The sequence below is a fragment of the Serratia sp. JSRIV004 genome, assembly GCF_019968705.1.
Taxonomy (GTDB): domain Bacteria; phylum Pseudomonadota; class Gammaproteobacteria; order Enterobacterales; family Enterobacteriaceae; genus Chania; species Chania fonticola_B.
Window position 1 is genome coordinate 1,502,134 of sequence record NZ_CP074140.1, and the last position, 23,232, is coordinate 1,525,365.

Annotated in this window: 20 protein-coding genes; 13 read left to right on the forward strand and 7 right to left on the reverse strand. The window is 56.5% G+C overall.

What is annotated here, in order from left to right; all coding sequences use genetic code 11:
- Positions 1-21: 21 nt before the first annotated feature.
- Entirely contained in the window at positions 22-1,287 is a 1,266-nt protein-coding gene (locus KGP21_RS06975; RefSeq protein WP_223537597.1) for a mechanosensitive ion channel family protein, read from the reverse strand.
- Positions 1,288-1,525: 238 nt separating this feature from the next.
- Between KGP21_RS06975 and malZ the strand changes: the two genes are divergently transcribed.
- Complete coding sequence (malZ, locus tag KGP21_RS06980) at positions 1,526-3,349, forward strand: maltodextrin glucosidase (RefSeq protein WP_223537600.1); 1,824 nt, start codon at positions 1,526-1,528, stop codon at positions 3,347-3,349.
- Between the two features lie 46 nt (positions 3,350-3,395).
- Here the strand turns inward: malZ and ggt are convergent, their stop codons facing one another.
- The 3 genes from ggt to KGP21_RS06995 form a co-directional block, all read right to left on the reverse strand.
- Positions 3,396-5,159 (reverse strand): gamma-glutamyltransferase, encoded by a 1,764-nt coding sequence (ggt, locus tag KGP21_RS06985; protein WP_094981209.1) that lies wholly within the window; start codon positions 5,157-5,159, stop codon positions 3,396-3,398.
- A gap of 227 nt (positions 5,160-5,386) precedes the next feature.
- Complete coding sequence (locus KGP21_RS06990; protein ID WP_037375265.1) at positions 5,387-5,989, reverse strand: peroxiredoxin C; 603 nt, start codon at positions 5,987-5,989, stop codon at positions 5,387-5,389.
- A gap of 230 nt (positions 5,990-6,219) precedes the next feature.
- Positions 6,220-6,801 carry an ACP phosphodiesterase gene (locus KGP21_RS06995; RefSeq protein ID WP_037375264.1) on the reverse strand — a complete coding sequence of 194 codons (582 nt, stop codon included), beginning with the start codon at positions 6,799-6,801 and terminating at the stop codon, positions 6,220-6,222.
- A gap of 117 nt (positions 6,802-6,918) precedes the next feature.
- On the opposite strand from KGP21_RS06995, the gene queA reads away from it, so the two are divergent.
- The 5 genes from queA to secF all read left to right on the forward strand — a co-directional run bounded on the left by queA (position 6,919) and on the right by secF (position 12,404).
- Positions 6,919-7,989: a tRNA preQ1(34) S-adenosylmethionine ribosyltransferase-isomerase QueA gene (gene queA / locus KGP21_RS07000; protein ID WP_021805506.1), complete on the forward strand. Its 1,071-nt coding sequence runs from the start codon at positions 6,919-6,921 to the stop codon at positions 7,987-7,989.
- A 72-nt stretch (positions 7,990-8,061) separates the two neighbouring features.
- A complete protein-coding gene (tgt, locus tag KGP21_RS07005) occupies positions 8,062-9,186 on the forward strand; it encodes a tRNA guanosine(34) transglycosylase Tgt (RefSeq protein ID WP_021805505.1) in 1,125 nt (374 codons plus the stop codon).
- A 33-nt stretch (positions 9,187-9,219) separates the two neighbouring features.
- Positions 9,220-9,552: a preprotein translocase subunit YajC gene (yajC, locus tag KGP21_RS07010; RefSeq protein ID WP_021180200.1), complete on the forward strand. Its 333-nt coding sequence runs from the start codon at positions 9,220-9,222 to the stop codon at positions 9,550-9,552.
- 25 nt (positions 9,553-9,577) lie between these two features.
- On the forward strand, positions 9,578-11,425 hold the full coding sequence (secD, locus tag KGP21_RS07015; RefSeq protein ID WP_094981208.1) for a protein translocase subunit SecD: 1,848 nt from the start codon (positions 9,578-9,580) through the stop codon (positions 11,423-11,425).
- Between the two features lie 10 nt (positions 11,426-11,435).
- Positions 11,436-12,404 carry a protein translocase subunit SecF gene (gene secF / locus KGP21_RS07020; RefSeq protein WP_024483920.1) on the forward strand — a complete coding sequence of 323 codons (969 nt, stop codon included), beginning with the start codon at positions 11,436-11,438 and terminating at the stop codon, positions 12,402-12,404.
- Between the two features lie 56 nt (positions 12,405-12,460).
- Here the strand turns inward: secF and ttrR are convergent, their stop codons facing one another.
- Both ttrR and ttrS read right to left on the reverse strand, forming a co-directional pair.
- On the reverse strand, positions 12,461-13,075 hold the full coding sequence (gene ttrR, locus KGP21_RS07025) for a tetrathionate respiration response regulator TtrR (protein ID WP_021180197.1): 615 nt from the start codon (positions 13,073-13,075) through the stop codon (positions 12,461-12,463).
- Positions 13,050-14,789, reverse strand: a complete 1,740-nt coding sequence (gene ttrS, locus KGP21_RS07030) for a tetrathionate respiration histidine kinase TtrS (protein ID WP_371824858.1) — start codon at positions 14,787-14,789, stop codon at positions 13,050-13,052. Before ttrS ends, ttrR begins: the two co-directional genes overlap by 26 nt.
- Positions 14,790-14,960: 171 nt before the next feature.
- Between ttrS and ttrB the strand changes: the two genes are divergently transcribed.
- The 3 genes from ttrB to ttrA are packed head-to-tail and all read left to right on the forward strand — an operon-like array spanning position 14,961 to position 19,826.
- Entirely contained in the window at positions 14,961-15,695 is a 735-nt protein-coding gene (ttrB, locus tag KGP21_RS07035; protein ID WP_121606033.1) for a tetrathionate reductase subunit TtrB, read from the forward strand.
- Complete coding sequence (ttrC, locus tag KGP21_RS07040; RefSeq protein ID WP_021805499.1) at positions 15,692-16,750, forward strand: tetrathionate reductase subunit TtrC; 1,059 nt, start codon at positions 15,692-15,694, stop codon at positions 16,748-16,750. Before ttrB ends, ttrC begins: the two co-directional genes overlap by 4 nt.
- Positions 16,743-19,826: a tetrathionate reductase subunit TtrA gene (gene ttrA, locus KGP21_RS07045; RefSeq protein ID WP_223537606.1), complete on the forward strand. Its 3,084-nt coding sequence runs from the start codon at positions 16,743-16,745 to the stop codon at positions 19,824-19,826. Before ttrC ends, ttrA begins: the two co-directional genes overlap by 8 nt.
- A gap of 50 nt (positions 19,827-19,876) precedes the next feature.
- On the opposite strand, the gene KGP21_RS07050 is transcribed toward ttrA, so the two are convergent.
- On the reverse strand, positions 19,877-20,419 hold the full coding sequence (locus tag KGP21_RS07050; RefSeq protein WP_037375327.1) for a DUF3251 domain-containing protein: 543 nt from the start codon (positions 20,417-20,419) through the stop codon (positions 19,877-19,879).
- Positions 20,420-20,615: 196 nt separating this feature from the next.
- On the opposite strand from KGP21_RS07050, the gene nrdR reads away from it, so the two are divergent.
- The 4 genes from nrdR to nusB all read left to right on the forward strand — a co-directional run bounded on the left by nrdR (position 20,616) and on the right by nusB (position 23,211).
- Positions 20,616-21,065: a transcriptional regulator NrdR gene (gene nrdR, locus KGP21_RS07055; RefSeq protein ID WP_021180191.1), complete on the forward strand. Its 450-nt coding sequence runs from the start codon at positions 20,616-20,618 to the stop codon at positions 21,063-21,065.
- Positions 21,066-21,075: 10 nt separating this feature from the next.
- Positions 21,076-22,182, forward strand: a complete 1,107-nt coding sequence (gene ribD, locus KGP21_RS07060; RefSeq protein ID WP_024528648.1) for a bifunctional diaminohydroxyphosphoribosylaminopyrimidine deaminase/5-amino-6-(5-phosphoribosylamino)uracil reductase RibD — start codon at positions 21,076-21,078, stop codon at positions 22,180-22,182.
- A 120-nt stretch (positions 22,183-22,302) separates the two neighbouring features.
- Positions 22,303-22,773 carry a 6,7-dimethyl-8-ribityllumazine synthase gene (ribE, locus tag KGP21_RS07065; protein WP_021805495.1) on the forward strand — a complete coding sequence of 157 codons (471 nt, stop codon included), beginning with the start codon at positions 22,303-22,305 and terminating at the stop codon, positions 22,771-22,773.
- A gap of 21 nt (positions 22,774-22,794) precedes the next feature.
- Positions 22,795-23,211 carry a transcription antitermination factor NusB gene (nusB, locus tag KGP21_RS07070; protein ID WP_021180188.1) on the forward strand — a complete coding sequence of 139 codons (417 nt, stop codon included), beginning with the start codon at positions 22,795-22,797 and terminating at the stop codon, positions 23,209-23,211.
- Positions 23,212-23,232: the final 21 nt, after the last annotated feature.

Here is a 23,232-nt window from a genome sequence, read left to right on the forward strand (position 1 = left end):
AAATAATTTCGTCAGGCTACGTTAGGAATTGTTGGGCGCGGGCTGCAGGTTTGCCAGCATGCTGCGCATGTCGTTGCTGCTTGGCGTCTGATGGATGCGCAGATCGAATTCGCCGATCACCGCCAGCAGATGATCGAAGATATCCGATTGAATTCCTTCGTACTCTGCCCACACCGTGGTGTTGGTAAAGGCGTAAATCTCCAGCGGTAACCCTTCCGGCGTTGGGGCCAATTGGCGCACCATCAGCGTCATATTCTGGTGGATCCCCGGGTGCGAACGTAAATAAGCCACCAAATAGGCACGCAAAGTACCGACATTAGTCAGGCGGCGGCCGTTGAGCGGCGAACTGAGATCTATCTCGCTCTGTTGATTGTACTTACCCAGCTCCTGGGTTTTATCGTTCAGATAGCGTTGCAACAGGGGGTTACGGTTGAGGCGTTCCTGCTCCTCTGACGTCAGGAAGTGGACGCTGGTGGTGTCGATATTGATGCTGCGCTTGATGCGGCGGCCACCGGATTCAGACATTGAACGCCAGTTCTTGAACGAATCAGAGATCAGTGCGTAGGTGGGAATGGTGGTGACGGTGTTGTCCCAGTTTCTGACCTTGACCGTGGTCAAGCCGATGTCGGTCACCGCGCCATCGGCACCGTATTTAGGCATCTCCAGCCAATCGCCGATTTTCAACATATCGTTGGCGGAAAGCTGGATCCCGGCGACCAGGCCGAGAATGGGATCTTTAAACACCAACATCAAGACGGCCGTCATGGCTCCCAAACCGCTGAGTAACAGCAGCGGTGAGCGGCCCATCAGCAGTGAGATGATCATGATGCCAATAAAGATCGCGGCGACCAGTTTCACGCCCTGGAAGATGCCACGCAGCGGGAGCTGATTGGCAAGCTGGCTTTGGCGCATCAGAGCCAACAGCGTGTCGAGTAGTGAGAACAACGTCAGCAGGGAAAATAACAGGATCCATACCTGCGCCGCAGTAACGATAATTGCCTGAGTCTGGCTGCCATTATGCAGCCACAGTACCGCCTGCACGTTGATGATCACCCCTTGCAGCAGCAGGGCGGCGCGCTGGAAGAGTTTATGTTGGGTGATGGCCTGCTGCCAGAGATGCTGTGAATGCTGGCCACGGCGCTGGATAGCGGTCAGCACCACGCGGTGCAGCACCAGATGGATCACCACGGAAATCAATGCAATCAGCCCAAGCACCATCGCCAGTGACATCATGTCGGTGAATTCCAGCCCAATACTTTCCAACCAGTGCCTTATTTGTTGTTGCATGCTAGCTCCCTCCAAAGTACTTAAAAAACATCCAATAAATCTAAAACCCGTTAGCCTAAAGGTTATCGGGCATGATATGTGTCTGTTTACCCACTTTTACATTGTAAATCAGCATCTCCACCCCTCGGCTCATCCCCGAGTTTATCACTCAAAGATGAGGGAGAACGGTGCTCAACGTGGCATGGTGCGTGGCATTGCATTCGTCGTCGATTGGGTTTGCTACATCAGGAGAAAATTCATGCTAAATGCCTGGCATCAGCCGGTTCCACCTTTCATGGTGAATAAGGGGCAGCGTCTGGAGATCGCTTTGTGGTTACAAAGTGACGAGTTGCCCGAACAGGTCTTTCTACGCGTCGAGCCGGACAATGAAGAGTGGCTGTTGATCATGAAGCCGAAGGCGGTAGACGGGCTCTGGCGCTATCAGGCCAGCCTGACGCTGCACGAAGGGGAGCCGGTACGGCGCTACTGTTTTAAACTGCTATGGGCCGATCGTCAGCAGTGGTTTGGCCCGCAGGGCTGGTCGCTGACCCCGCCGGGGCAACTGGCTCAGTTTGCCGTGGATGAGCCAGATAGCAGCCCAGGTTGGGTAGCCGATCAGGTGTTTTATCAGATCTTCCCCGATCGCTTTGCCAGCAGCGGTGGGGAGCATGGTATCCAGAATGGCAGTTATCACCATCATGCTGCCGGAAGTGACGTGATACGTCGTGACTGGCAACACCCGTTGGCAGATGAACATGCTGCCTCGACCTTTTACGGTGGCGATCTGGACGGCATCAGCGAGAAGCTGCCCTACTTGCAGCGGCTTGGCGTCACCGCCCTGTATCTGAACCCGATATTCACCTCACCCAGCGTCCATAAGTACGATACCGAAGATTACTATCAGGTCGATCCCTACTTCGGCGGTAACGACGCCTTGCTGCGTTTGCGAGTAAGCACTCACAAGATGGGAATGAAACTGGTGCTGGACGGCGTATTCAACCATACCGGAGACTCCCATCCGTGGTTCGATCGTTATCAACAGGCAGAGGGTGGTGCATGCCATCATCCCGATTCCCCGTATCGTAGCTGGTTCAACTTCTATCCGGACGGTAACGTGCTGAGCTGGAAGGGTAATACCAATCTGCCCAAGCTCAACTTTGCCGAACCGCAGGTGGTCGATACTATTTATCGGGCGGACAACAGCGTGGTACGCCATTGGTTACGCCCACCGTACAGCATCGACGGCTGGCGCTTGGACGTGGTGCATATGCTGGGGGAAAACGGCGGTGCAGCGGGAAACCTCCATCACCTGGCCGGAATGTATCAGGCAATCAAGCAAGAGAACCCGGCTGCCTATGTGCTGGGCGAACATTTTGGCGACGCGCGCCGCTGGCTGCATGCCGGAGTTGAAGACGCTGCCATGAACTATATGGGCTTTGCCTTGCCGGTTAGGGCGTTTCTGGCCGGTGTCGACGTGGCTTATCATCCGGTACTGCTGGATGCGGCAGACTGTGCGCACTGGATGGACGGTTACCGGGCCGGATTGCCCCATAACCGCCAACTGATCCAGTTCAATCAGTTGGATAGCCATGACACGGCGCGTTTCTTGACCTTGCTGGATAACAATCCGCGCCGGATGCAGATGGCGGCGGTGTGGCTGCTAGCGTGGATTGGCGTGCCTTGTCTGTATTACGGTGATGAGATTGGTCTGGATGGCGGCAACGATCCCTTCTGCCGCAAGACGTTCCCTTGGGATGAAAGCCAATGGGATCGGCCGCTGTTGGCCTTGTTCAGCCGCCTGACGGCACTGCGTAAGCAGAGCAAGGCGTTACGCCGTGGCGGCTGCCAGGTGCTGTATGCGCAGGGGGAGACGCTGGTGTTTGTGCGTACTTACCAGCGGGAGCAGGTGCTGGTAGCGTTGCAGCGAAGTGATAGCGGAGAAGTCGAACTGCCTTATAGCCCGCTGTTGCGAGAGGGGAAATGGCAGCTTGCTGAAGGGGAAGGTGAACTTATTGCACAGGAAGGTGGCCTGCGGTTGCAGCTAGCGGCCGAGTCGGCCAGCGTGTGGCGGCTACGTGGTTAAAGTTGGCTAAAGGTTTACCCGCCAATTGGCGGGTAAACCAGATCCCTCAGTACCCCACTGCAGATCCTGCCGGGCGGCGTACGTCGTTGGCTCCGTACAGGTAGCCCTCACGTACGCGTCCAGAAACGGCAGAGTCGTTACCCGAGTTGGCCGGGCTGACCCCCGCTGCACCCGGTAATCCCACCAGAATCAGCTCCGCAGCGCCCCAAGGGGTTTGCTCAACCATCTTGTAGCCCATCTCTTTGAGGATTTTCAGCGTATCGGCGGAGACACCGCGCTGCTCGTAATAGACTTCATCCGGCAACCATTGATGATGGATCCTTGGCGCATCCACCGCTTCCTGCGGCGCCATGCCATGATCGATCACGTTCAGCGCGGTCTGCAGCGTGATGGTAATGATGCGTGAACCGCCTGGCGAACCGAGCACCATAAAGATTTTATTGTCTTTGGTTACCAGCGTAGGGCTCATGGAGGATAGTGGGCGCTTACCGGGGGCGATGGCGTTGGCTGTGCCCTGCACTAAACCATAGAGGTTTTTCTCGCCAACCTTGACGGTAAAGTCATCCATTTCATCGTTGAGGAAGAAACCGGTACCCGGTGCGATCACCACGGCACCAAAACGGCCGTTGACGGTATAGGTGGTCGACACCGCATTCCCTTCATGATCGACAATCGAATAGTGGGTGGTTTCCGGCTTTTCGTGCGGCTCCATCCCCGGTTGTACATTGACAGAAGGCGTAGCCTGATTGGCGACGATTTTCTTGCGGATCTCATCGGCGTAGCTTTTGCTCACCAACCGATCGATCGGATTCTTGATAAACTCGGGGTCGCCGAGATAAGTATTGCGATCCATATAGGCATGGCGCATCGCCTCGGTCATGGTATGGATCGTCGCAGCCGAGTTAAAGCCCATGCTTTTCAGATCGTAGCCCTCAACGATATTGAGGATCTCGCACAGCGTGACGCCGCCGGAGCTAGGTGGTGGTGCAGATACGAATTTATAACCGCGATAGCTACAGGTGATCGGCGTAGCCTCGGTCACTTGGTAGTTGGCGAAGTCGGCGGCGGTGAGGATGCCTCCCCCCTGTTTGGCGGCGGCTTCAACCGCCTGCGGGATTTTGCCCTGATAGAATGCGGAGGGGCCTTCTTTGGCGATGGCTTCCAGCGTGTTAGCCAAGTCGGTTTGCACCAGGCGATCGCCCGGTTGTAGCGCAGAACCGTCTTTACGCAGGAAGATTTTGGCCGACTCCGGGTCTTGTTTGAAGCGTGCGACGGTGGTGTCGAGAATATCGGTATCGGCCCGCGTCAGGATAAAGCCCTCACGGGCCAGCCTGATAGCCGGTTCCATCACCTGTTCGCGGCTCAGCTTGCCGTACTTTTTACGTGCGGTCTCCATCCCCAGCACCGTTCCCGGCACGCCAGCGGCCAGATAACCGTACAGGCTGGCGTCTTTTTTCACCTTGCCTTGCGCATCCAGATACATATCGGCACTGGCCGCCGCCGGAGCGGTTTCACGGAAGTTGATAAAGGTATCGGTGCCATCGGCCAGGTGCAGGGTCATGAAACCGCCGCCGCCGATATTGCCGCAGCAGGGGTTAACCACCGCCTGGGCATAGCCGACCGCGACCGCCGCATCCACCGCGTTGCCCCCCATCTTGAGAATATCGACGCCGACCTGTGAGGCCAGATGCTGCGAGGTGACCACCATGCCATTTTGCGCTTCCACCGCCGGGGTTGATGCGGCATACAGTTGGCTGCTGACCAGCAAGGCTGCCAAGGTCAGCGGTTGACTCCATTTTTGTAAAAACATAACGACTCCTGTGTTGATCCCTGTTTTATTATTTGTCCCGCAGGTGCTGCAAAGCGCAGGCCAACCTATGAAGAGTAGCTACGAATAGGCGATGCGGCGGTCGGCAGAGTGAAAAATGTGAAGCGAAACAGGGGAATATTGCACAGGAGGGGGGCGGTTGCACCGATTTTGGGCATAAAAAAAACCGGCCAGCAGGGCTGACCGGTTCTGACACTTACAGGCTGAAATTACAGCTTGGAAGCGTTCTCAGACAGGTATTTAGCTACGCCGTCTGGAGATGCGCCCATACCTGCTTTGCCTTTTTCCCACTGAGCTGGGCACACTTCGCCGTGCTCTTCGTGGAATTGCAGCGCGTCAACGGTACGGATCATTTCGTCGATGTTACGGCCGATTGGCAGGTCGTTCACGATCTGGGAACGAACAACGCCGTTCTTGTCGATCAGGAAAGAACCACGCAGGGCAACGCCCGCTTCTGGGTGTTCGATGCCGTAAGCTTTCTGAATTTCGCGCTTAACGTCAGCAACCATTGCGTATTTCACTTCACCGATGCCGCCTTTGTCGACAGGGGTTTTACGCCATGCGTTATGGACGAATTCTGAGTCGAAGGAAACGCCTACAACTTCAACGCCGCGCTTCTGGAACTCTTCATAGCGGTGATCGAAAGCGATCAGCTCAGAAGGACATACGAAGGTGAAGTCCATCGGCCAGAAGAACAGTACGGCTGGTTTGCCGTTCAGGTGCTTCTTCAGGTTGAAGTTTTCTACGATTTCGCCATTGCCTAAAACGGCTGCAGCGGTGAAGTCAGGGGCTTGACGAGTTACCAGGACCATAATTACTCCTGTAATAGTAGTTCAATGGGTTGATGTAAAAGCAGGGGCCAGTATAAGGGCCACCACTCGGTGAGGGAAGGGTGAAAGACCAATCAATGAGATAGCTTCCACCTATCAAACCGAGAGAATAAATTCAGCAGTCTTTCAAAATAACCTTTTCGTACAAAAGGGCAAGGACAAAAAGCCACATTCCCTTAACTGAATGAGTAATAGGGTTTTTTATCCGGCGATCACAATGACTTGTTTCTGGCCTGTTCCATCATACGAGGATAAAACTGCCAGAACTGTGTTTCAAGCTGATGATACTGGCGTTCCACGTCGGCAAAGGAGCCAGCCAATGCGGCCAGCCGTGGGCGGCGGCTAGCCATGCCTGCCAATACATCGCTGATAAACGGCAGCTCGGCGTAACGTTCCAGCCAGCGTTCGGGCCAAAGATAGCTGTTCAGATTCTGGAAACGCTGCGGCGTTTGCGGCAGGTGCGGCACAATCACGCTGCGAGCTTGTTGGGTGAAGGTACGTAAGCTGCAGGTTGGCTCAAGCTGTTGCCAGTGGCGAGCCAGAAAGTGATCCCAGACCACGTCGAGCGTAATAGGGGCTACGCGGCGGAATTGCGGGCTGAAAAAGTCACGGCAGGCTTTGACTTCCGGCTGAATATCGGTCAGAACATCGACGCGCCGATGCATCATGATGCCAGCCACGACCGCCGGATCGTAATCACCTGCGGGGTTGCCGCGCACGAAATCGGCGAGCAGGTTGCCAAGCAGCGAGCTTTCTGCAAGCTGGGCCAAATGGAGATGAGCGAGAAAATTCATCTGCCAACTATAACCCAAGTCATGCAATTCCTCCTTATTCCTTGCTGCTTGTCGCCCGCGGCTTTAGACTGTACCGCCTGTTTTTTCCCAATTAGCTAGCTGAAGAAGTGAATACCCATGCGCGTCGCCGATTTTTCTTTTGAGCTCCCCGAGTCTTTAATTGCCCGTTATCCACAGCCTGAGCGCAGCGGTTGCCGTTTGCTGCAGCTGGACGGGCCAAGCGGAGGCCTGACGCACGGCGTGTTCACCGATCTGCTGGATAACCTGGAAGCGGGCGATCTGCTGGTGTTCAACAATACCCGCGTGATCCCGGCGCGCCTGTTTGGCCGCAAGGTCAGCGGCGGCAAGATAGAAGTGCTGGTCGAGCGGGTGTTGGACGATCATCGGGTGCTGGCCCATGTGCGTGCCTCTAAATCCCCCAAGCCGGGTACCGAACTGCTGCTGGGCGATGACGAAAGCATTGCCGCCACCATGGTCGCGCGCCATGACACGCTGTTCGAACTGCGCTTTAACGACGATCGTGACGTGTTCACCATCCTCAACGCGGTGGGCCATATGCCGCTGCCGCCGTATATCGATCGCCCGGATGAAGACGCCGACCGCGAACTGTATCAGACCGTCTACAGCGAAAAGCCAGGTGCCGTAGCGGCCCCGACTGCTGGCCTGCATTTTGATGAGCCGCTGTTGGCTGCGCTGCGCGCCAAGGGCATTGAGATGGCGTTTGTCACCTTGCACGTTGGCGCTGGCACCTTCCAGCCGGTGCGGGTAGAAACCATTGAAGAGCATGTAATGCATGCGGAATACGCCGAAGTGCCGCAGGATGTGGTGGATGCGGTATTAGCCTGTAAGGCGCGGGGCAAAAGGGTGGTTGCCGTGGGCACCACGTCGGTGCGTTCGCTGGAAAGCGCGGCTAATGCCTGCCAGGATGCGCTGATCGCGCCCTTCTTCGGCGATACCAGCATCTTTATCTATCCGGGATATCACTATCAGGTGATCGATGCGCTGGTAACCAACTTCCACCTGCCGGAATCCACCCTGATCATGCTGGTCTCGGCGTTTGCCGGCTATAAAAACACCATGAACGCCTATCATCAGGCGGTGGCCGAGCAGTACCGTTTCTTCAGCTACGGCGATGCGATGTTTATCAGCCGTAATCCACTGGCGGAAAGCGAATCCGTCGGGGAATAAATTCCCGGGCTACGCATAATGCGTGGTCCTGTTTTAATGACGTCAGACTGTATCTCTGACGCTGGAGGTTTTGTGAAGTACGAATTACAGACAACCGATGGCCGTGCTCGTCGCGGCCGCCTGGTCTTTGAGCGTGGCGTAGTGGAAACCCCGGCCTTTATGCCGGTGGGGACTTATGGCACGGTCAAAGGTATGACGCCGGAAGAAGTGAAAGACACCGGTGCGCAGATCCTGTTGGGTAACACCTTCCACCTGTGGCTGCGCCCAGGGCAGGAGATCATGAAGCTGCACGGCGATCTGCATGACTTTATGCAGTGGCACGGGCCGATCCTGACCGACTCCGGTGGTTTCCAGGTGTTCAGCCTGGGGGCGATGCGCAAGATTAAAGAGGAAGGCGTTTATTTCCGTAACCCAATCAACGGCGATAAGGTGTTCCTCAGCCCGGAAAAATCGATGGAGATCCAGTACGACCTGGGGTCTGACATCGTGATGATTTTCGACGAATGCACGCCTTACCCGGCGGATTGGGACTATGCCAAGCGTTCGATGGAAATGTCTCTGCGTTGGGCGCAGCGCAGCCGCCAGCGTTTTGATGAACTGAATAACAACAATGCGTTATTCGGTATTATCCAAGGCGGCGTTTACGAAGATTTACGTGATGTATCGGTAAAAGGGCTGGTGGAGATCGGCTTTGATGGTTACGCTGTGGGCGGTTTGGCGGTAGGTGAGCCAAAAGAGGATATGCATCGCATTCTTGAACACGTTTGCCCACAAATTCCAGAAGATAAGCCACGCTATCTGATGGGGGTTGGCAAGCCGGAAGATCTGGTTGAAGGCGTGCGTCGCGGCATCGACATGTTCGACTGCGTGATGCCAACGCGTAATGCCCGTAACGGCCATTTGTTCGTGACGGACGGTGTGGTAAAAATCCGTAATGCCAAGCACAAGGATGATACCTCCACGCTGGACAGTGAGTGTGACTGCTATACTTGTCGCCATTATAGTCGTGCCTATTTGCATCATCTCGATCGTTGCAACGAAATTCTCGGTGCCCGATTGAACACCATCCATAACTTGCGCTATTACCAACGTTTGATGGCGGGTTTACGCCAGGCCATTGAAGAGGGTAAATTAGAGCTGTTTGTGGCGGATTTTTATGGTCGGATCGGTAAACCGATACCACCTTTAAACGCTTGAATTAATAATTGAAAATTTAATGAGGGAATTTTAATGAGCTTTTTCATTTCCGATGCAGTGGCAGCAGCAGGGGCTCCATCTCAGGGGAGCCCGTACTCTTTGATCATTATGCTGGTGGTGTTTGGTCTGATTTTCTATTTCATGATCCTGCGCCCACAGCAGAAACGTGCTAAAGAGCACAAAAAACTGATGGACTCCATCGGCAAGGGTGATGAAGTGTTGACCACCGGTGGCCTGATTGGCCGTGTCACTAAAGTGGCAGATACCGGTATCATTGCCATCGCGCTGAATGACACCACGGAAGTGATGATCAAGCGTGACTTCGTGGCGGCCGTTCTGCCGAAAGGTACTATGAAGGCCCTGTAATTTTGTTTTCCCTAAGGGAACTGCCGTGCTAAACCGTTATCCTCTGTGGAAGTATCTGATGTTGATCGTGGTGATCCTCGTCGGACTGCTATATGCGCTTCCCAACATTTACGGAGAGGATCCGGCCGTACAGATCACTGGCGCGCGCGGAGTCGCCGCCAGTGAAACTACGCTGGACCAAGTCCGTACTGTATTAGAAAAAGACAACATTGCGAGCAAGTCGATTGCGCTGGAAAACGGCGCCATCCTGGCTCGCTTTAAAGATCCTGACGTTCAGCTGCGCGCCCGTGAAGCCTTGATGGCGGAGCTGGGTGACAAATATGTCGTCGCATTGAACCTTGCCCCGGCAACGCCTGCCTGGCTGGCGATGCTCAACGCCGAGCCGATGAAGCTGGGTCTGGATTTACGTGGTGGCGTGCACTTCCTGATGGAAGTCGACATGGACACCGCGCTGAGCAAGTTGCAAGAACAAACCATGGATACCCTGCGCAGCGAACTGCGTGAAAAGGGCATTCCTTACGCTGCGATCCGCAAGTTGGACAACAACGGCGTGGAAGTCCGCTTCCGTGACAATGCCGCTCGCGATCAAGCCATCAGCTACATGACGCCACGTCAGCGCGATCTGGTGCTTTCTGCCAACGGCACCAACACCCTGAAAGCAACGATGACCGACGCTCGCCTGAGCGAAGCGCGTGAGTATGCGGTGCAGCAGAACATTACCATCCTGCGTAATCGTGTTAACCAGCTCGGCGTTGCCGAACCGTTGGTACAGCGCCAGGGTGCCGATCGTATCGTCGTTGAGTTGCCGGGTATTCAGGATACCGCGCGCGCCAAAGAAATTTTGGGTGCGACCGCTACGCTGGAATTCCGTCTGGTGAACACCAACGCGGATGCGACCGCTGCGGCCAATGGCCGTGTGCCGGGTGACTCCGAGGTGAAATACACCCGTGAAGGCCAACCGGTTGTGCTGTACAAGCGCGTCATCCTGACCGGTGACCACATTACAGACTCCACCTCCAGCACCGATGAGTACAACCAGCCGCAGGTCAATATCTCGCTGGACAGCGCTGGTGGTACTGCCATGTCCAACTTCACCAAAGACAGCATTGGCAAGCCAATGGCAACGCTGTTTGTGGAGTATAAAGACAGCGGCAAGAAAGATGCCAACGGCCGTTCCGTGCTGGTGAAGCAGGAAGAAGTGATCAACGTGGCGAACATTCAGTCACGTCTGGGTAACAGCTTCCGTATCACCGGTATCAGCAACCCGAACGAAGCACGTCAGCTGTCGCTGCTGCTGCGTGCCGGTGCGTTGATTGCGCCTATCCAGATCGTGGAAGAGCGGACCATAGGTCCAACCTTGGGGCAACAGAACATCACCCAGGGCCTGGAAGCTTGCCTGTGGGGCCTGGTGGCTTCGATCGTCTTTATGGTGGTCTGGTACCGCAAGTTTGGCCTGATCGCCTCTACCGCGTTGATGGCTAACCTGGTGCTGATCGTTGGCGTGATGTCTCTGTTACCAGGGGCGACGCTAACCATGCCGGGGATTGCCGGGATCGTGCTGACGCTCGCGGTGGCGGTTGACGCCAACGTACTGATAAACGAACGTATCAAGGAAGAGCTGAAGAATGGGCGATCCATTCAGCAGGCGATCCATGAGGGCTATAAAGGCGCGTTCTCCAGTATCGTTGATGCCAACGTCACGACGTTGATCACCGCGATCATTCTGTACGCAGTCGGTACCGGTTCGATCAAGGGCTTTGCAATTACCACCGCAATCGGTGTGGCGACGTCCATGTTCACCGCGATTGTCGGTACCCGTGCCATCGTCAACCTGCTTTACGGCGGCAAGCGCATTAACAAGCTGTCTATCTGAGGAGTGCGTTGTGGCACAGGATTATACTGTTGAACAACTCAACTACGGCCGTAAAGTCTATGACTTTATGCGCTGGGATTACGTGGCCTTCGGCATCTCTTTGGTGCTGTTGGTAGCGTCGATCGCCACCATGTCCGTGCGTGGGTTTAACTGGGGTCTGGATTTCACCGGTGGTACGGTGATTGAAATTACTCTGGAACAACCCGCGAATCTGGACCTGATGCGCGATACGTTGGAAAAAGCCGGGTTCCAGGACCCGATTATCCAGAACTTTGGCAGCAGCCGTGACGTAATGGTGCGTATGCCACCGGCGGTCGGTACTGCAGGCCAGGAACTGGGTAACAAAGTTATTGGCGTGATCAACGAATCGGTCGATAAGAATGCGTCCGTCAAGCGTATTGAATTCGTTGGCCCGAGCGTAGGGGCAGAACTGGCACAAACCGGCGGCATGGCGCTGCTGGTGGCGTTGATCTGTATCCTGATTTACGTGGGCTTCCGTTTTGAATGGCGTTTGGCCGCGGGGGCCGTTATCGCCCTGGCGCACGACGTGGTCATCACCATGGGCGTGCTGTCGCTGTTCCATATCGAGATTGACCTGACCATCGTGGCATCCTTGATGTCGGTGATCGGTTACTCGCTGAACGACAGTATCGTGGTATCTGACCGTATTCGTGAGAACTTCCGCAAGATCCGTCGCGGTACGCCTTACGAAATCATGAACGTCTCGCTGACGCAGACGCTGAGCCGTACCATCATGACCTCCGCCACTACGCTGATGGTGGTTCTGATGCTGTACATCTTCGGCGGCGCGATGCTGCAGGGCTTCTCCCTGACCATGCTGATCGGTGTGTCTATCGGTACCATATCCTCTATCTACGTCGCCTCTGCGTTGGCGTTGAAACTGGGTATGAAACGCGAACACATGCTGCAGCAGAAAGTGGAGAAAGAGGGCGCCGATCAGCCTTCGATCTTGCCGTGATTGCCCGGTATGTGGCTGAGTAAGCCACGCACCGTCTGAACCCGATGCCGGTCAGTTTACGCTGATCGGCATTTTTTTTGCTCCTGTGCAGCCAGCAGGTTCAGCGAGCTCACCAATTCCGCCAGGCTGGTGGCCTGCATCTTCTCCATCACTTTAGAGCGGTGTACCTCGACGGTGCGTACGGCAACGAAGTAACGATCGGCGATGGCCTTGTTGGTCATTCCGGCGGCAACGCCGCTAGCGATATCACGCTCGCGTGAGGTTAGCGTACTGTAACGCTGCTGCAACTGGTAGCGCTCCACTTGGCGTTGAGAATGGGCGATCCCCCGTTCCAACGCGGCGATCAGCGGTGCGGTGGCAATCGGCTTTTGCAGGAAATCCAACGCCCCCAATTTCATCTCTGCTACCGCCATGGCGATATCGCCATGGCCGGTAACGATCACTACTGCCAGCGTACTTTCCCGCTCGCGTAGCCGCTGATGGATTTGCTGCCCATCGATCCCCGGCATGCGAATATCCAGCATCACGACGCCGCATTGGTAAGGGTCGACTTGGTCGATAAAGCTTTGGCTGTCGTTCCAGATCTTCACCCGGTAATCCAACCCTTCGAGTAAAAAGCGGCTGGCGTCGGTGACTGCCAGATCGTCATCGACCAGATGTATCAGCGCCATGGCGTGTTTCCTTTTTGATCCCAGGGAAGAGCAGGGTAACGCGTAGCCCCTGCCGTTGTGGCGATATCGAATAATTTTCCAGCGTCAGCTCCCCCTGCTGGCTCCTTAGCAGCCGCTGGCAGATCACCAGCCCCAGGCCAAGACCTTCAGATTTAGTGCTGCGAAAAGGCACGAACGGCTGTGCTAACTGTTCGGCGCTGAGGCCGCCGCCATCGTCTTCCAGTATCAGCGTCTGGCGATCGCCATCGGTTTCCAGCCTCAGGGTGATCTGCTGTGAACCGGCCTGCAGACTGTTACTTAACAAGTTGGTGAGCACCTGCTCCAACAGCGTGGCCTGGCTATACAACTGGCTTTTCGGGGCGATGATGATGGCCAACTGGCACTGAGGGTAATGCTGTTCGATGCGCATCAGCTTGATGACGTTTTCCACCAGGGGGCGCAGCGTTAGCCATTGTGCGCTCTCATGGTGTGGCGTTTTGCTGACCCATTGGCGCAGATTGACGATGATTTCTGCCCCGCGCTGCGCCTGTTGGCCAATCTGTTCGAGGATCGGCAACAGCTCGTGCTGCGGATCGCTGCGTTCAAGGCGAATACGGCAGCCTTCGGCATAGTGACGTATTGCCGCCAGAGGCTGGTTAAGTTCGTGAGCAAAGCCGGAGGCCATCTCACCCAGAGTGCTGAGACGTTGCGCCCGGGCTAGCGCCGCTTCTCTGGCCCGCAGCGTCAGATGCATTTGTTCTAGCTCGCGCCCACGCTGGCGTACCAAGTGGCCGATCCACAGGTGGTTAGTGCCAAGCAGTAGCATGCCCCCGGCGAGCGCGCCAAGCAGGAGCAGATGTTGCAATGCCCAACTGTGTATCTCTTGCCAGAGTGAACGCTGTGCCGGATGGCGATCCAGATCGCGCAGCAATTGATCTACCTGGCGAGATGAGGCGGGAGCGCCCCAGGCAGGGAGACCTGGGGTATCCATTTGCAACAGTTGGCGGGTCAGCTCGTCGACCAGGGGATCGGGTACGTGGTTCAAGGCGGCAAACGACCAGTTGGGATAAAGTACGCTACTGGTCAGGCAGGGCTGTGCGCTGGGTTTGGCCAGCAGGGCACGATAATCATTGGCTTTGAGTAATCCCTCTTTCTCCATCTCTTCCAGCAGACAAACCGGCACGATGGCCGCGTCCAGTGCCCGATCGCGCAGCAGATAAAGCAGGGCGTCCACCGGATAACCGCTGAAGTGCAGTTGCAGATCTTTTTCCGGATGTACGCCGGCGGCCAACAGTTCCTTATAGCCCAGAAGATAGCCGCCAAAGGCGTCAGGGGAGACCGCGCCCACTTTTTTTCCGGTGAGCTGATCGGCGTTGATCACTGGGCTATCGCGGCGTACCAATATCACGCTGCCTATTACGTTGTTTGAAGCGTTCTGCTGATTTTTCCCGGAGCGTAAGGACACCAACCAGCGTAACGGATAACTATTGTCCAACTGAATATACTGCGCCGGGTTGGTGAGCAGAAAATCGACCTGGCCGTTGCTGACGGCTTCCCCCATATCGGCCAGGTTCAGCGGCAACAGTTGAAAGCTTTCGTCTGGGAACTGACGGTTGAGATGGTTAATTAACGGCTGCCATTGGGCCAGCGCATGTGTATCGCCGCGTAATGCCAGCACGGCGATGGTCCATTGCCCCGCCCAGACCGGGCTCAACCAGCCGCATAGCAAGATCATCAGTACTGCCTTTTTCACATCATCTCCATTTTTATGATCTCGATCGCCAGCAGGAATTGTCCTGGATCAAGCCGCAGTAGGGAATGTGGTAAACCACAATATGGGCGGTCGTACGCCACTTTTACACTCCTTTGTATCAGCTCCCCGGTTGATACTTTTTGGGAGAAATCAATGGATAGTGGAAAACGGCAATTTTTACAACGCCTCGGTGTCCTGACCGCAGGAGCCGCATTGGTACCGCTGGCGCACTCCGGCTGGCAGCTGCAACCCGAGCGGCGTGAAGGCGACGGCAAAAAGCGTATGGCAATGTTGATCGATCTGCGCCGCTGTATTGGCTGCCAGGCCTGCACGGTTAGCTGCGCGGTAGAAAATCAGCTGCCGCAGGGGCAGTTTCGCACCAGTGTGCTGCAGTATCAGGTCGTCACGGATAGCCAGCGTATCCCCACCAACGTGCTGCTACCGCGCCTGTGCAATCATTGTGATAACCCGCCATGCGTGCCGGTCTGCCCGGTACAGGCGACCTTCCAGCGTGAGGACGGCATTGTGGTGATTGATAACACGCGCTGTGTCGGCTGCGCCTACTGTGTGCAAGCCTGCCCCTATGAGGCGCGCTTTATCAACCATGAAACCCAAACCGCGGATAAATGCACCTTCTGCGTCCACCGCCTGGATGCCGGACTGTTGCCTGCTTGCGTGGAATCCTGCGTCGGCGGTGCGCGCATGATTGGCGATCTCAACGATGAACAAGGCACTTTAAGGCGCACGCTGGAACAGCATCGAGGGGAGCTAAAGGTGCTGAAACCCGAGCAGGGGACGCACCCACAGGTGTTTTATCTGGGGCTGGATGAGGCTTTTGTCAGCCATGTCCGGGGACAACCGGCGCTGTGGCAGGAGGTACACTCATGATCCGTGAAGTGATGGCTCGCCCACAGGAGATCGCCTGGTTGCCCTGGGCGGTACAGTATTTCTTTTTCATCGGCCTGGCATGTAGCAGCATTGCCATTGCGGCCTGGCTACGCTGGCGTTCAGCGTCTGAGGCATCTCGGCTGGAGTTGACCGCCGTTTCGTTGGCGGTGGTGAGCGGCACTGTGGCTCCGTTGGCTCTGAGTGCGGATTTACATCAGCCCGCTCGAATCTGGCACTTCTATGCCCATTTTGCACCTTGGTCGTGGATGTCTCTTGGCTCGGTGTTTTTGCCGCTGTTTACCTTGCTGGTAATGGCCTATTTCATTTTGCTGCTGCGTTGCCAACTGAGGGCAAAAGCCCTGCCATTTTGGGCGCGCTGGTTACAGATCTGGCCCGCTTGGCAAGAAGAGAAATGGTTGCGCTGGATAGCCTTGGCCACGCTGCTTTCAGCCGTCAGCATCTTGCTCTATACCGGCCGCGAAGTGTCCGTGCTGCGTTCACAACCGTTGTGGTACAGCCTGTGGTTGCCTTGGCTATTGCTGCTCACCGCTATGCAGGCCGTTCCGCCAATGCTGGCCTACTGGTTACGTCACGAACCGCAATGGCAATCGCGCTTGGCACGCTATCAAGGGATCTCTCTGCTGTTGCTGTGCCTCTCCAGCCTGGGCTGGTGGTTGGACGGTAGTGACTCCGCTGCTGCGTTGCGTCAGTTACCCACCCAGGGGAGCGCTTGGTCATGGGTTGGCAGCACATTTGCCGTCTTGATCCTGCTATTGCTGGTTTCGGCTTGGCGATCGCGTCATCGGGCGCTAGGGACGGCAGGTCTGTTAGCACAATGCGTGGCAGCGTTGTTGCTCTGTTGGGGCGTGCGCTGGATGCTGCTGATGCAAACCCAGACACTGCCCAAGTTCAATATATTGTTCAACCCCTATGTGTTACCGCTCGGCAGCGAGGGGCTATTGGCCATCCTCGGTACCTTCGGGCTGTGGCTGGCATTGATCATCGGGGTTCGTGAATTACAGCATGGGTTGATGGAGAAAAAACGCTATGGCTAAGTCAACGCGTCGTCAGTGGTTGAAAGGCGGGCTCGCTTTGGGTGGGCTGGCCGTGTTTGGTGCCAGCTACAGCGAAATGGTGCAGAAGGTGTTTACCGGCCTGCGTGACGGCAGCAGTGGAAAACTGACGCTGGACCGGATCAGTGCCAATGCGTTACCGCCAGAAGGCCGTCAGCATCCCGAAGGCTGGCAGGCCAATCCGCAGCAGGCAGTTTCCATGACACAATGTTTTGGCTGCTGGACGCTGTGCGGCCTACGGGTGCGGGTCGATCGTGACAGCAATCAGATACTGCGCGTAGCGGGTAACCCCTATCATCCGCTGTCGCACGATCATCATTTTCCTTATCGTTTGCCCGTGAGTGATGCGCTCAACCGGCTAGGCGGTGATGCTGGTCTGGAACAGCGCTCAACCGCTTGTGCTCGCGGTGCAACTCTGCTGGAAGGGCTGACCAGCCCCTACCGGGTGCTGGAACCGATGAAACGGGTAGGGCCGCGCGGTGGCGGGCAGTGGCAGCGCATCAGTTTTGAACAACTGATCAAGGAAGTGGTTGAAGGCGGCGATCTGTTTGGTGAAGGGCCAGTGGAGGGATTACGGGCCATCCGCGATCTGCAAACGCCGCTCGATCCGGCACAGCCAACGCTTGGGCCGAAGGCTAACCAACTGCTGGTCACCAACGCAGGTGATGAGGGGCGGGATATCTTTATCAAACGCTTTGCACAAAACGCCTTTGGCACGCGCAACTTCGGCCATCATGGCGCTTACTGTGGTCTAGCCTATCGGGCAGGTTCCGGAGCGCTGATGGGCGATCTGGACAAAAACGCCCATGTGAAACCCGACTGGGATCATCTGCGCTTTGCACTGTTTCTGGGGACGTCACCCGCACAGTCCGGTAACCCGTTCAAACGGCAGGGGCGTCAGTTAGCCAATGCCCGCCTGCGCGATGAGTTCCGCTATGTGGTGGTAGCCCCGGCGCTGCCGTTGACCACCACGCTGGCCAACGATCATAACCGCTGGGTGCCGGTACTGCCGGGGACGGACTCAGCGCTAGCGATGGGCATGATCCGTTGGATTATCGACCAGGAGCGTTATAACGCCGATTATCTGGCGTTACCCGGCGAGGCGGCCATGCAGGCGGCCGGTGAAAAAAGCTGGTCGAATGCCACGCATCTGGTGGTGATCGATGACGATCATCCTCTGTGCGGCCAGTTCCTGCGTAAGTCACATCTGGTAGGTGGGGCTGGCGGTGATGAGGAAAGCCCTGCCTTGGTGTGGGACGCACAGCGAAACGAACCAATGCCCGCCACCGAGGCCATGCGTGGACAACTGCTGGTTGAGCAGCAGGTTCAACTGGCCGATGGCTCATCGGTACGGGTGCGCTCCAGCTTGCGTTGTCTGCAATTGGCGGCGCAACGCTTTACTCTGGCTGAATACAGCGCCCAGTGTGGCGTTAGCGCTGAAACCATTGCGGCGTTGGCCAAGGAGTTTACGTCCTATCAGCGGCAGGCGGCAGTGATCTCCCATGGCGGCATGATGAGCGGCAACGGTTTCTATAGCAGCTGGGCGGTGATGATGCTCAATGCGCTGATCGGTAACCTTAATCTCAAGGGGGGCGTTTCAGTAGGCGGCGGCAAGTTCAAGGAGTTTGCCGAAGGACCACGCTACAATCTCGCCACTTTCCCTGAGATGGTGAAGCCGAAAGGATTGGTGTTGTCGCGCAGTAAGCAGGCGTACGAAAAGTCAGATGAATATCGCCGCAAGGTGGAACAAGGTGTCAATCCTTATCCGGCGCGGGGGCCGTGGTATCCCTTTGTGGCTGGTCAGTTTACCGAGCAGCTAGCTCCGGCGCTGATGGGATATCCTTATCCGCTGAAAGCCTGGATCAATCATATGGGCAACCCGCTCTATGGTGTAGCTGGGTTGCGCGACGTGGTGGAGAGCAGGCTGAAGGATCCGCAGCATCTGCCGCTGTTTATTTCCGTCGACGCCTTTATTAACGAAACCAGCGCGTTGGCGGACTATATCGTGCCGGATACGCATAACTTTGAAAGTTGGGGATTTACCTCCCCTTGGTCTGGCGTAATGGTCAAGGCCAGTACCGCCCGTTGGCCAGTGGTGCCTGCGCGAACAGCCAAGACGGCGGATGGGCAGCCGATCGCGCTGGAGAGCTTTGTTATTGCGCTCTCGAAGGCCATGGGGCTGCCGGGATTCGGCGACGGGGCGTTGCAGGATGCGCAAGGTAACCCTTGCGGGCTGCATTGTGCCGAAGATTACTACCTGCGTGCAGCGGCCAACGTGGCGTTTGCCGGTGAGCCAGTGCCTGAGGCGACGGAGAGCGAGCTGCGCCTGACCGGCGTTGATCGTCTGCAACCGGCGCTGAATCAGGTGTTGAAACCGGACGAGCGGCTGCGGGTGGGCTATGTGCTGGCGCGTGGTGGCCGTTTCGCGCCTCATGAGCAGGCTTGGCAAGGGGAGGCGACCGGTCCGCAGTGGAAGCAGGGGCTGAATATCTGGAATGAAGAGGTGGCACGCCATCGCCATGCCATGACCGGGGAGCGCTATAGCGGCTGTCCAACCTATTATCCACCACGTTTTGCCGACGGCTCCGACGTGGCGCAGCACTACCCGAGCGAGGCGTGGCCGTTCCGGCTGATGTCGTTCAAGTCGCACCTGATGAGCAGCTCAACTGCTCCTATCGAGCGTTTGCGGGCCGTGAAGGCGGTTAATCTGGTCGCGCTCAACCCGCTAGATGCCGAGCGCTATGGGTTACAACATGGCGACCGGGTCAGGTTGCAGACGCCGGGCGGCAGCGTGGAAGCGCAAATCAGCTTGCTCGACGGGGTCATGCCGGGCGTGATTGCCATTGAACACGGTTATGGGCATCGTGAAATGGGGGCTCGGGTTCATTCGCTGGATGGGCAGGCATTGGCATCGGATCCACGCATTGCCGCAGGGATCAACCTCAACGATCTGGGGCTGGCCGATCCGACTCGCGAAGTCGGTAATAGCTGGCTGGACTGGGTCAGCGGGGCGGCGGTACGGCAGGGGTTACCAGCAAAGCTGCAGCGTTTGGGTTAATCTTGCTGGCCCAATCCCCGTGAACAACGGGGATTGGGTGACTCGTCGTATCAACGTTGAGCAATGGGCTCTATGCTATGCACACGGATATAGCCCAGTTGCGATGGCGTTACGCCACTCAGGCGCAGTTCAAAGATTTGCTCGGTTTTTGGCAGCAGCGAACTGGCGCTCTGAATTTGTTGCGACTGCGCCTGCGCGGTCAGAGGCATACCGGTTGCGGCATCCAGCTGGCCCCACTCCAACGTAGCGGTAAAGCCTGGCAGATATTGGCCTGAGAGCGTACGCACATACAGTATTGCCTGGCTGCCGTTGGCCTCGCTCTTCACATAGTTGAGCGACAGGCTAAGCTCACCCACGCTGCTGTGTAATCTGGCGGCATTATTGGCGGCTGGTAGCAGGTAGACGCCGCTGGTTGAGCTTTGGTTAAGCCGATTTTGGCGCTCCAGGGCGGTCGCCTGCTCGGTCAACTCCCCCAGCACCTGTTTCAGCTCAACCACCTGGTTGGTGAGTTTCGGCACTTCGCGGTTCTGTGCACAACCGGCCAGCAGGATCATGGCGGTGAGCAGACAAACCTGACGATAACGGATTGTCATAACGGCAATTTCCTCTTCAATCACACTGGCTACCAGCTTAGACCGATCGCTGGCCAAAGTCATGTCCAGTGCCTTTTAGGGGTGCTTTATTACTCAATGATGGACGCAATTCGCAACAAATGCCCGGCGGTCTTTGTTGTGGCGTTAGTTCGGGGTAAACTGTGCTCAACTATGTAAACGCTTATCAGGACGAGTTATGCATTGCCCTTTCTGCGCTGCCGTTGATACCAAAGTGATTGATTCCCGCCTGGTGGGTGATGGATCGCAGGTGCGCCGTCGTCGCCAATGTCTGGTGTGTAATGAACGTTTTACCACTTTTGAAGTGGCCGAACTGGTAATGCCACGAGTGATCAAAAGTGATGAGGTTCGCGAACCGTTCAACGAAGATAAACTGCGCCGTGGCATGCTGAAAGCGCTGGAAAAGCGCCCGGTCAGCTCCGACGACGTAGAAAACGCCATCAACCACATCAAATCCCAGCTGCGTGCTACCGGCGAGCGTGAAGTGCCCACCAAAATGGTCGGCAACCTGGTGATGGATGCGTTGAAGAAGCTGGATAAGGTCGCGTATATCCGCTTCGCTTCGGTATATCGCAGTTTTGAAGACATTCGCGAATTCGGCGAAGAGATCGCCAAACTGCAGGATTAACAGGATCCGCATGCAAAACGACGAATTCTATATGGCGCGCGCCTTTGAGCTGGCGCGCCTGGGGCGTTTTACCACCACGCCGAACCCGAACGTGGGCTGCGTGATCGTGCGCGATGGCAGCATTGTGGGTGAAGGCTTCCATTTGCGGGCCGGTGAGCCGCATGCGGAAGTACACGCTTTGCGCATGGCGGGGGAAAAGGCGCGGGGGGCCACGGCCTATGTCACGCTGGAACCTTGTAGCCACCATGGCCGTACGCCACCTTGTGCAGATGCTTTGATTGCCGCGGGAGTCAGCCGCGTGGTGGCAGCCATGCAAGATCCTAATCCGCAGGTTGCCGGGCGTGGACTATACAAGCTGCAACAGGCGGGCATCGAAGTGCGCCACGGCGTAATGCTGGCAGAGGCGGAAGCGGTCAATCTGGGGTTCCTCAAGCGTATGCGCACCGGGTTTCCCTATGTGCAGCTCAAGCTGGGCGCTTCACTGGATGGCCGTACGGCGATGGCCTCGGGGGAAAGCCAGTGGATCACCTCACCGCAGGCCCGGCGGGATGTACAGGAGTTGCGGGCGGCCAGTTCGGCGATCCTCAGCACCAGCGCAACCGTGTTGGCCGACGATCCTTCGCTAACGGTGCGCTGGGATGAACTGAGCAGTGAAACCCAGCAGATTTATCCGCGTGACAGCCTGCGCCAGCCGCTACGGATTATTCTGGACAGCCAGAACCGGGTCACGCCTCAGCACCGGGTCGTGCAGCAACCGGGGATGACTTGGTTGGCACGCCAGCAGCCAGACGATCGGGTTTGGCCAGCAGGGGTAGAGCAATTATCTTTCCCACTGCACGGCGGCGGTATCGATCTGGTGGTAATGATGATGCAACTGGCCAAGCGCCAGGTGAACAGCATCTGGGTCGAGGCGGGCGCACAGCTTGCCGGTGCGCTGCTGCAGGCTGGGCTGGTGGATGAGCTCGTCTTGTACATCGCGCCCAAACTATTGGGGGATAATGCCCGTGGGCTGTGTCAACTACCGGGGCTGACGCACTTGGCCGATGCGCCTGAGTTTGTCTTTAGCGAGGTGCGTCAGATTGGCCCCGATCTGCGCTTGCGGTTAACCGCCAAATAGAGAATGTAACCTTTGCCTGCCGGTGCAGCCGCGTTTTACAAAAGCGCCGCGCAGCCGGGCAAAGAATATGATAGAATCCGCCCCCCTGCGGGGTATTGAACCCATTTTTAAGGAAAGCCCATGAAAGTTATCGAAGGTGTTGTTGCTACTCCAAATGCCCGTGTGGCGATCGCAATTGCACGTTTTAACAATTTCATCAACGACAGCCTGCTGCAAGGTGCCATTGATGCACTGAAGCGTATCGGCCAGGTTGCTGATGACAACATCACCGTTGTTTGGGTCCCAGGCGCTTACGAGCTGCCATTAACCGCACGCGTGCTGGCTAACACCGGTAAATACGATGCGGTGATTGCTCTGGGTACGGTGATCCGTGGGGGCACCGCGCACTTCGAATATGTGGCGGGCGAAGCCAGCTCCGGTCTGGGCCAAGTCTCTATGAATACCGAGATCCCGGTTGCCTTTGGCGTGCTGACCACCGAAAGCATCGAACAAGCGATCGAGCGTGCCGGCACCAAAGCGGGCAACAAAGGCGCAGAAGCCGCCCTGACCGCACTTGAAATGATTAATGTAATCAAAGCTATTAAAGCCTGAATTTAGTTTAAGGGGAATTCCGTGAAACCTGCTGCTCGTCGTCGCGCTCGTGAGTGCGCTGTTCAAGCGATTTACTCTTGGCAGTTGTCTAAAAATGACATTGCCGATGTTGAACACCAGTTCCTGACGGAGCAGGATGTCAAAGATGTTGACGTCGCCTATTTTCGTGAGCTGCTGTCCGGTGTGGCAGTCAACGCAGGTATGCTGGATGGCCTGATGGCCCCCTTCCTGTCGCGCCAGCTCGAAGAATTGGGCCAGGTGGAAAGAGCCGTACTGCGCATTGCGCTGTTCGAGCTGAAAATGCGTGAAGACGTCCCTTACAAAGTGGCCATCAACGAAGCGATCGAACTGGCGAAAACCTTCGGCGCAGAAGATAGCCACAAGTTTGTCAATGGCGTGCTGGATAAAGCAGCCCCCAGCATCCGTAGGAAAAAATAAAATATAAGGCCGGGAAACCGG

What these genes read in the sequence shown, in the direction of transcription:
- malZ (WP_223537600.1), top strand. Translation starts at nt 1,526, where the DNA reads ATGCTAAATGCCTGGCATCAGCCGGTTCCACCTTTCATGGTGAATAAG.
- ttrR (WP_021180197.1), bottom strand. Translation starts at nt 13,075, where the DNA reads ATGGCGCTGATACATCTGGTCGATGACGATCTGGCAGTCACCGACGCC.
- ggt (WP_094981209.1), bottom strand. Translation starts at nt 5,159, where the DNA reads ATGTTTTTACAAAAATGGAGTCAACCGCTGACCTTGGCAGCCTTGCTG.
- ttrC (WP_021805499.1), top strand. Translation starts at nt 15,692, where the DNA reads ATGATCCGTGAAGTGATGGCTCGCCCACAGGAGATCGCCTGGTTGCCC.
- ttrB (WP_121606033.1), top strand. Translation starts at nt 14,961, where the DNA reads ATGGATAGTGGAAAACGGCAATTTTTACAACGCCTCGGTGTCCTGACC.
- queA (WP_021805506.1), top strand. Translation starts at nt 6,919, where the DNA reads ATGCGCGTCGCCGATTTTTCTTTTGAGCTCCCCGAGTCTTTAATTGCC.
- ttrA (WP_223537606.1), top strand. Translation starts at nt 16,743, where the DNA reads ATGGCTAAGTCAACGCGTCGTCAGTGGTTGAAAGGCGGGCTCGCTTTG.
- ribE (WP_021805495.1), top strand. Translation starts at nt 22,303, where the DNA reads ATGAAAGTTATCGAAGGTGTTGTTGCTACTCCAAATGCCCGTGTGGCG.
- nrdR (WP_021180191.1), top strand. Translation starts at nt 20,616, where the DNA reads ATGCATTGCCCTTTCTGCGCTGCCGTTGATACCAAAGTGATTGATTCC.
- ttrS (WP_371824858.1), bottom strand. Translation starts at nt 14,789, where the DNA reads ATGATCTTGCTATGCGGCTGGTTGAGCCCGGTCTGGGCGGGGCAATGG.
- KGP21_RS06990 (WP_037375265.1), bottom strand. Translation starts at nt 5,989, where the DNA reads ATGGTCCTGGTAACTCGTCAAGCCCCTGACTTCACCGCTGCAGCCGTT.
- yajC (WP_021180200.1), top strand. Translation starts at nt 9,220, where the DNA reads ATGAGCTTTTTCATTTCCGATGCAGTGGCAGCAGCAGGGGCTCCATCT.
- ribD (WP_024528648.1), top strand. Translation starts at nt 21,076, where the DNA reads ATGCAAAACGACGAATTCTATATGGCGCGCGCCTTTGAGCTGGCGCGC.
- KGP21_RS06995 (WP_037375264.1), bottom strand. Translation starts at nt 6,801, where the DNA reads ATGAATTTTCTCGCTCATCTCCATTTGGCCCAGCTTGCAGAAAGCTCG.
- KGP21_RS07050 (WP_037375327.1), bottom strand. Translation starts at nt 20,419, where the DNA reads ATGACAATCCGTTATCGTCAGGTTTGTCTGCTCACCGCCATGATCCTG.
- KGP21_RS06975 (WP_223537597.1), bottom strand. Translation starts at nt 1,287, where the DNA reads ATGCAACAACAAATAAGGCACTGGTTGGAAAGTATTGGGCTGGAATTC.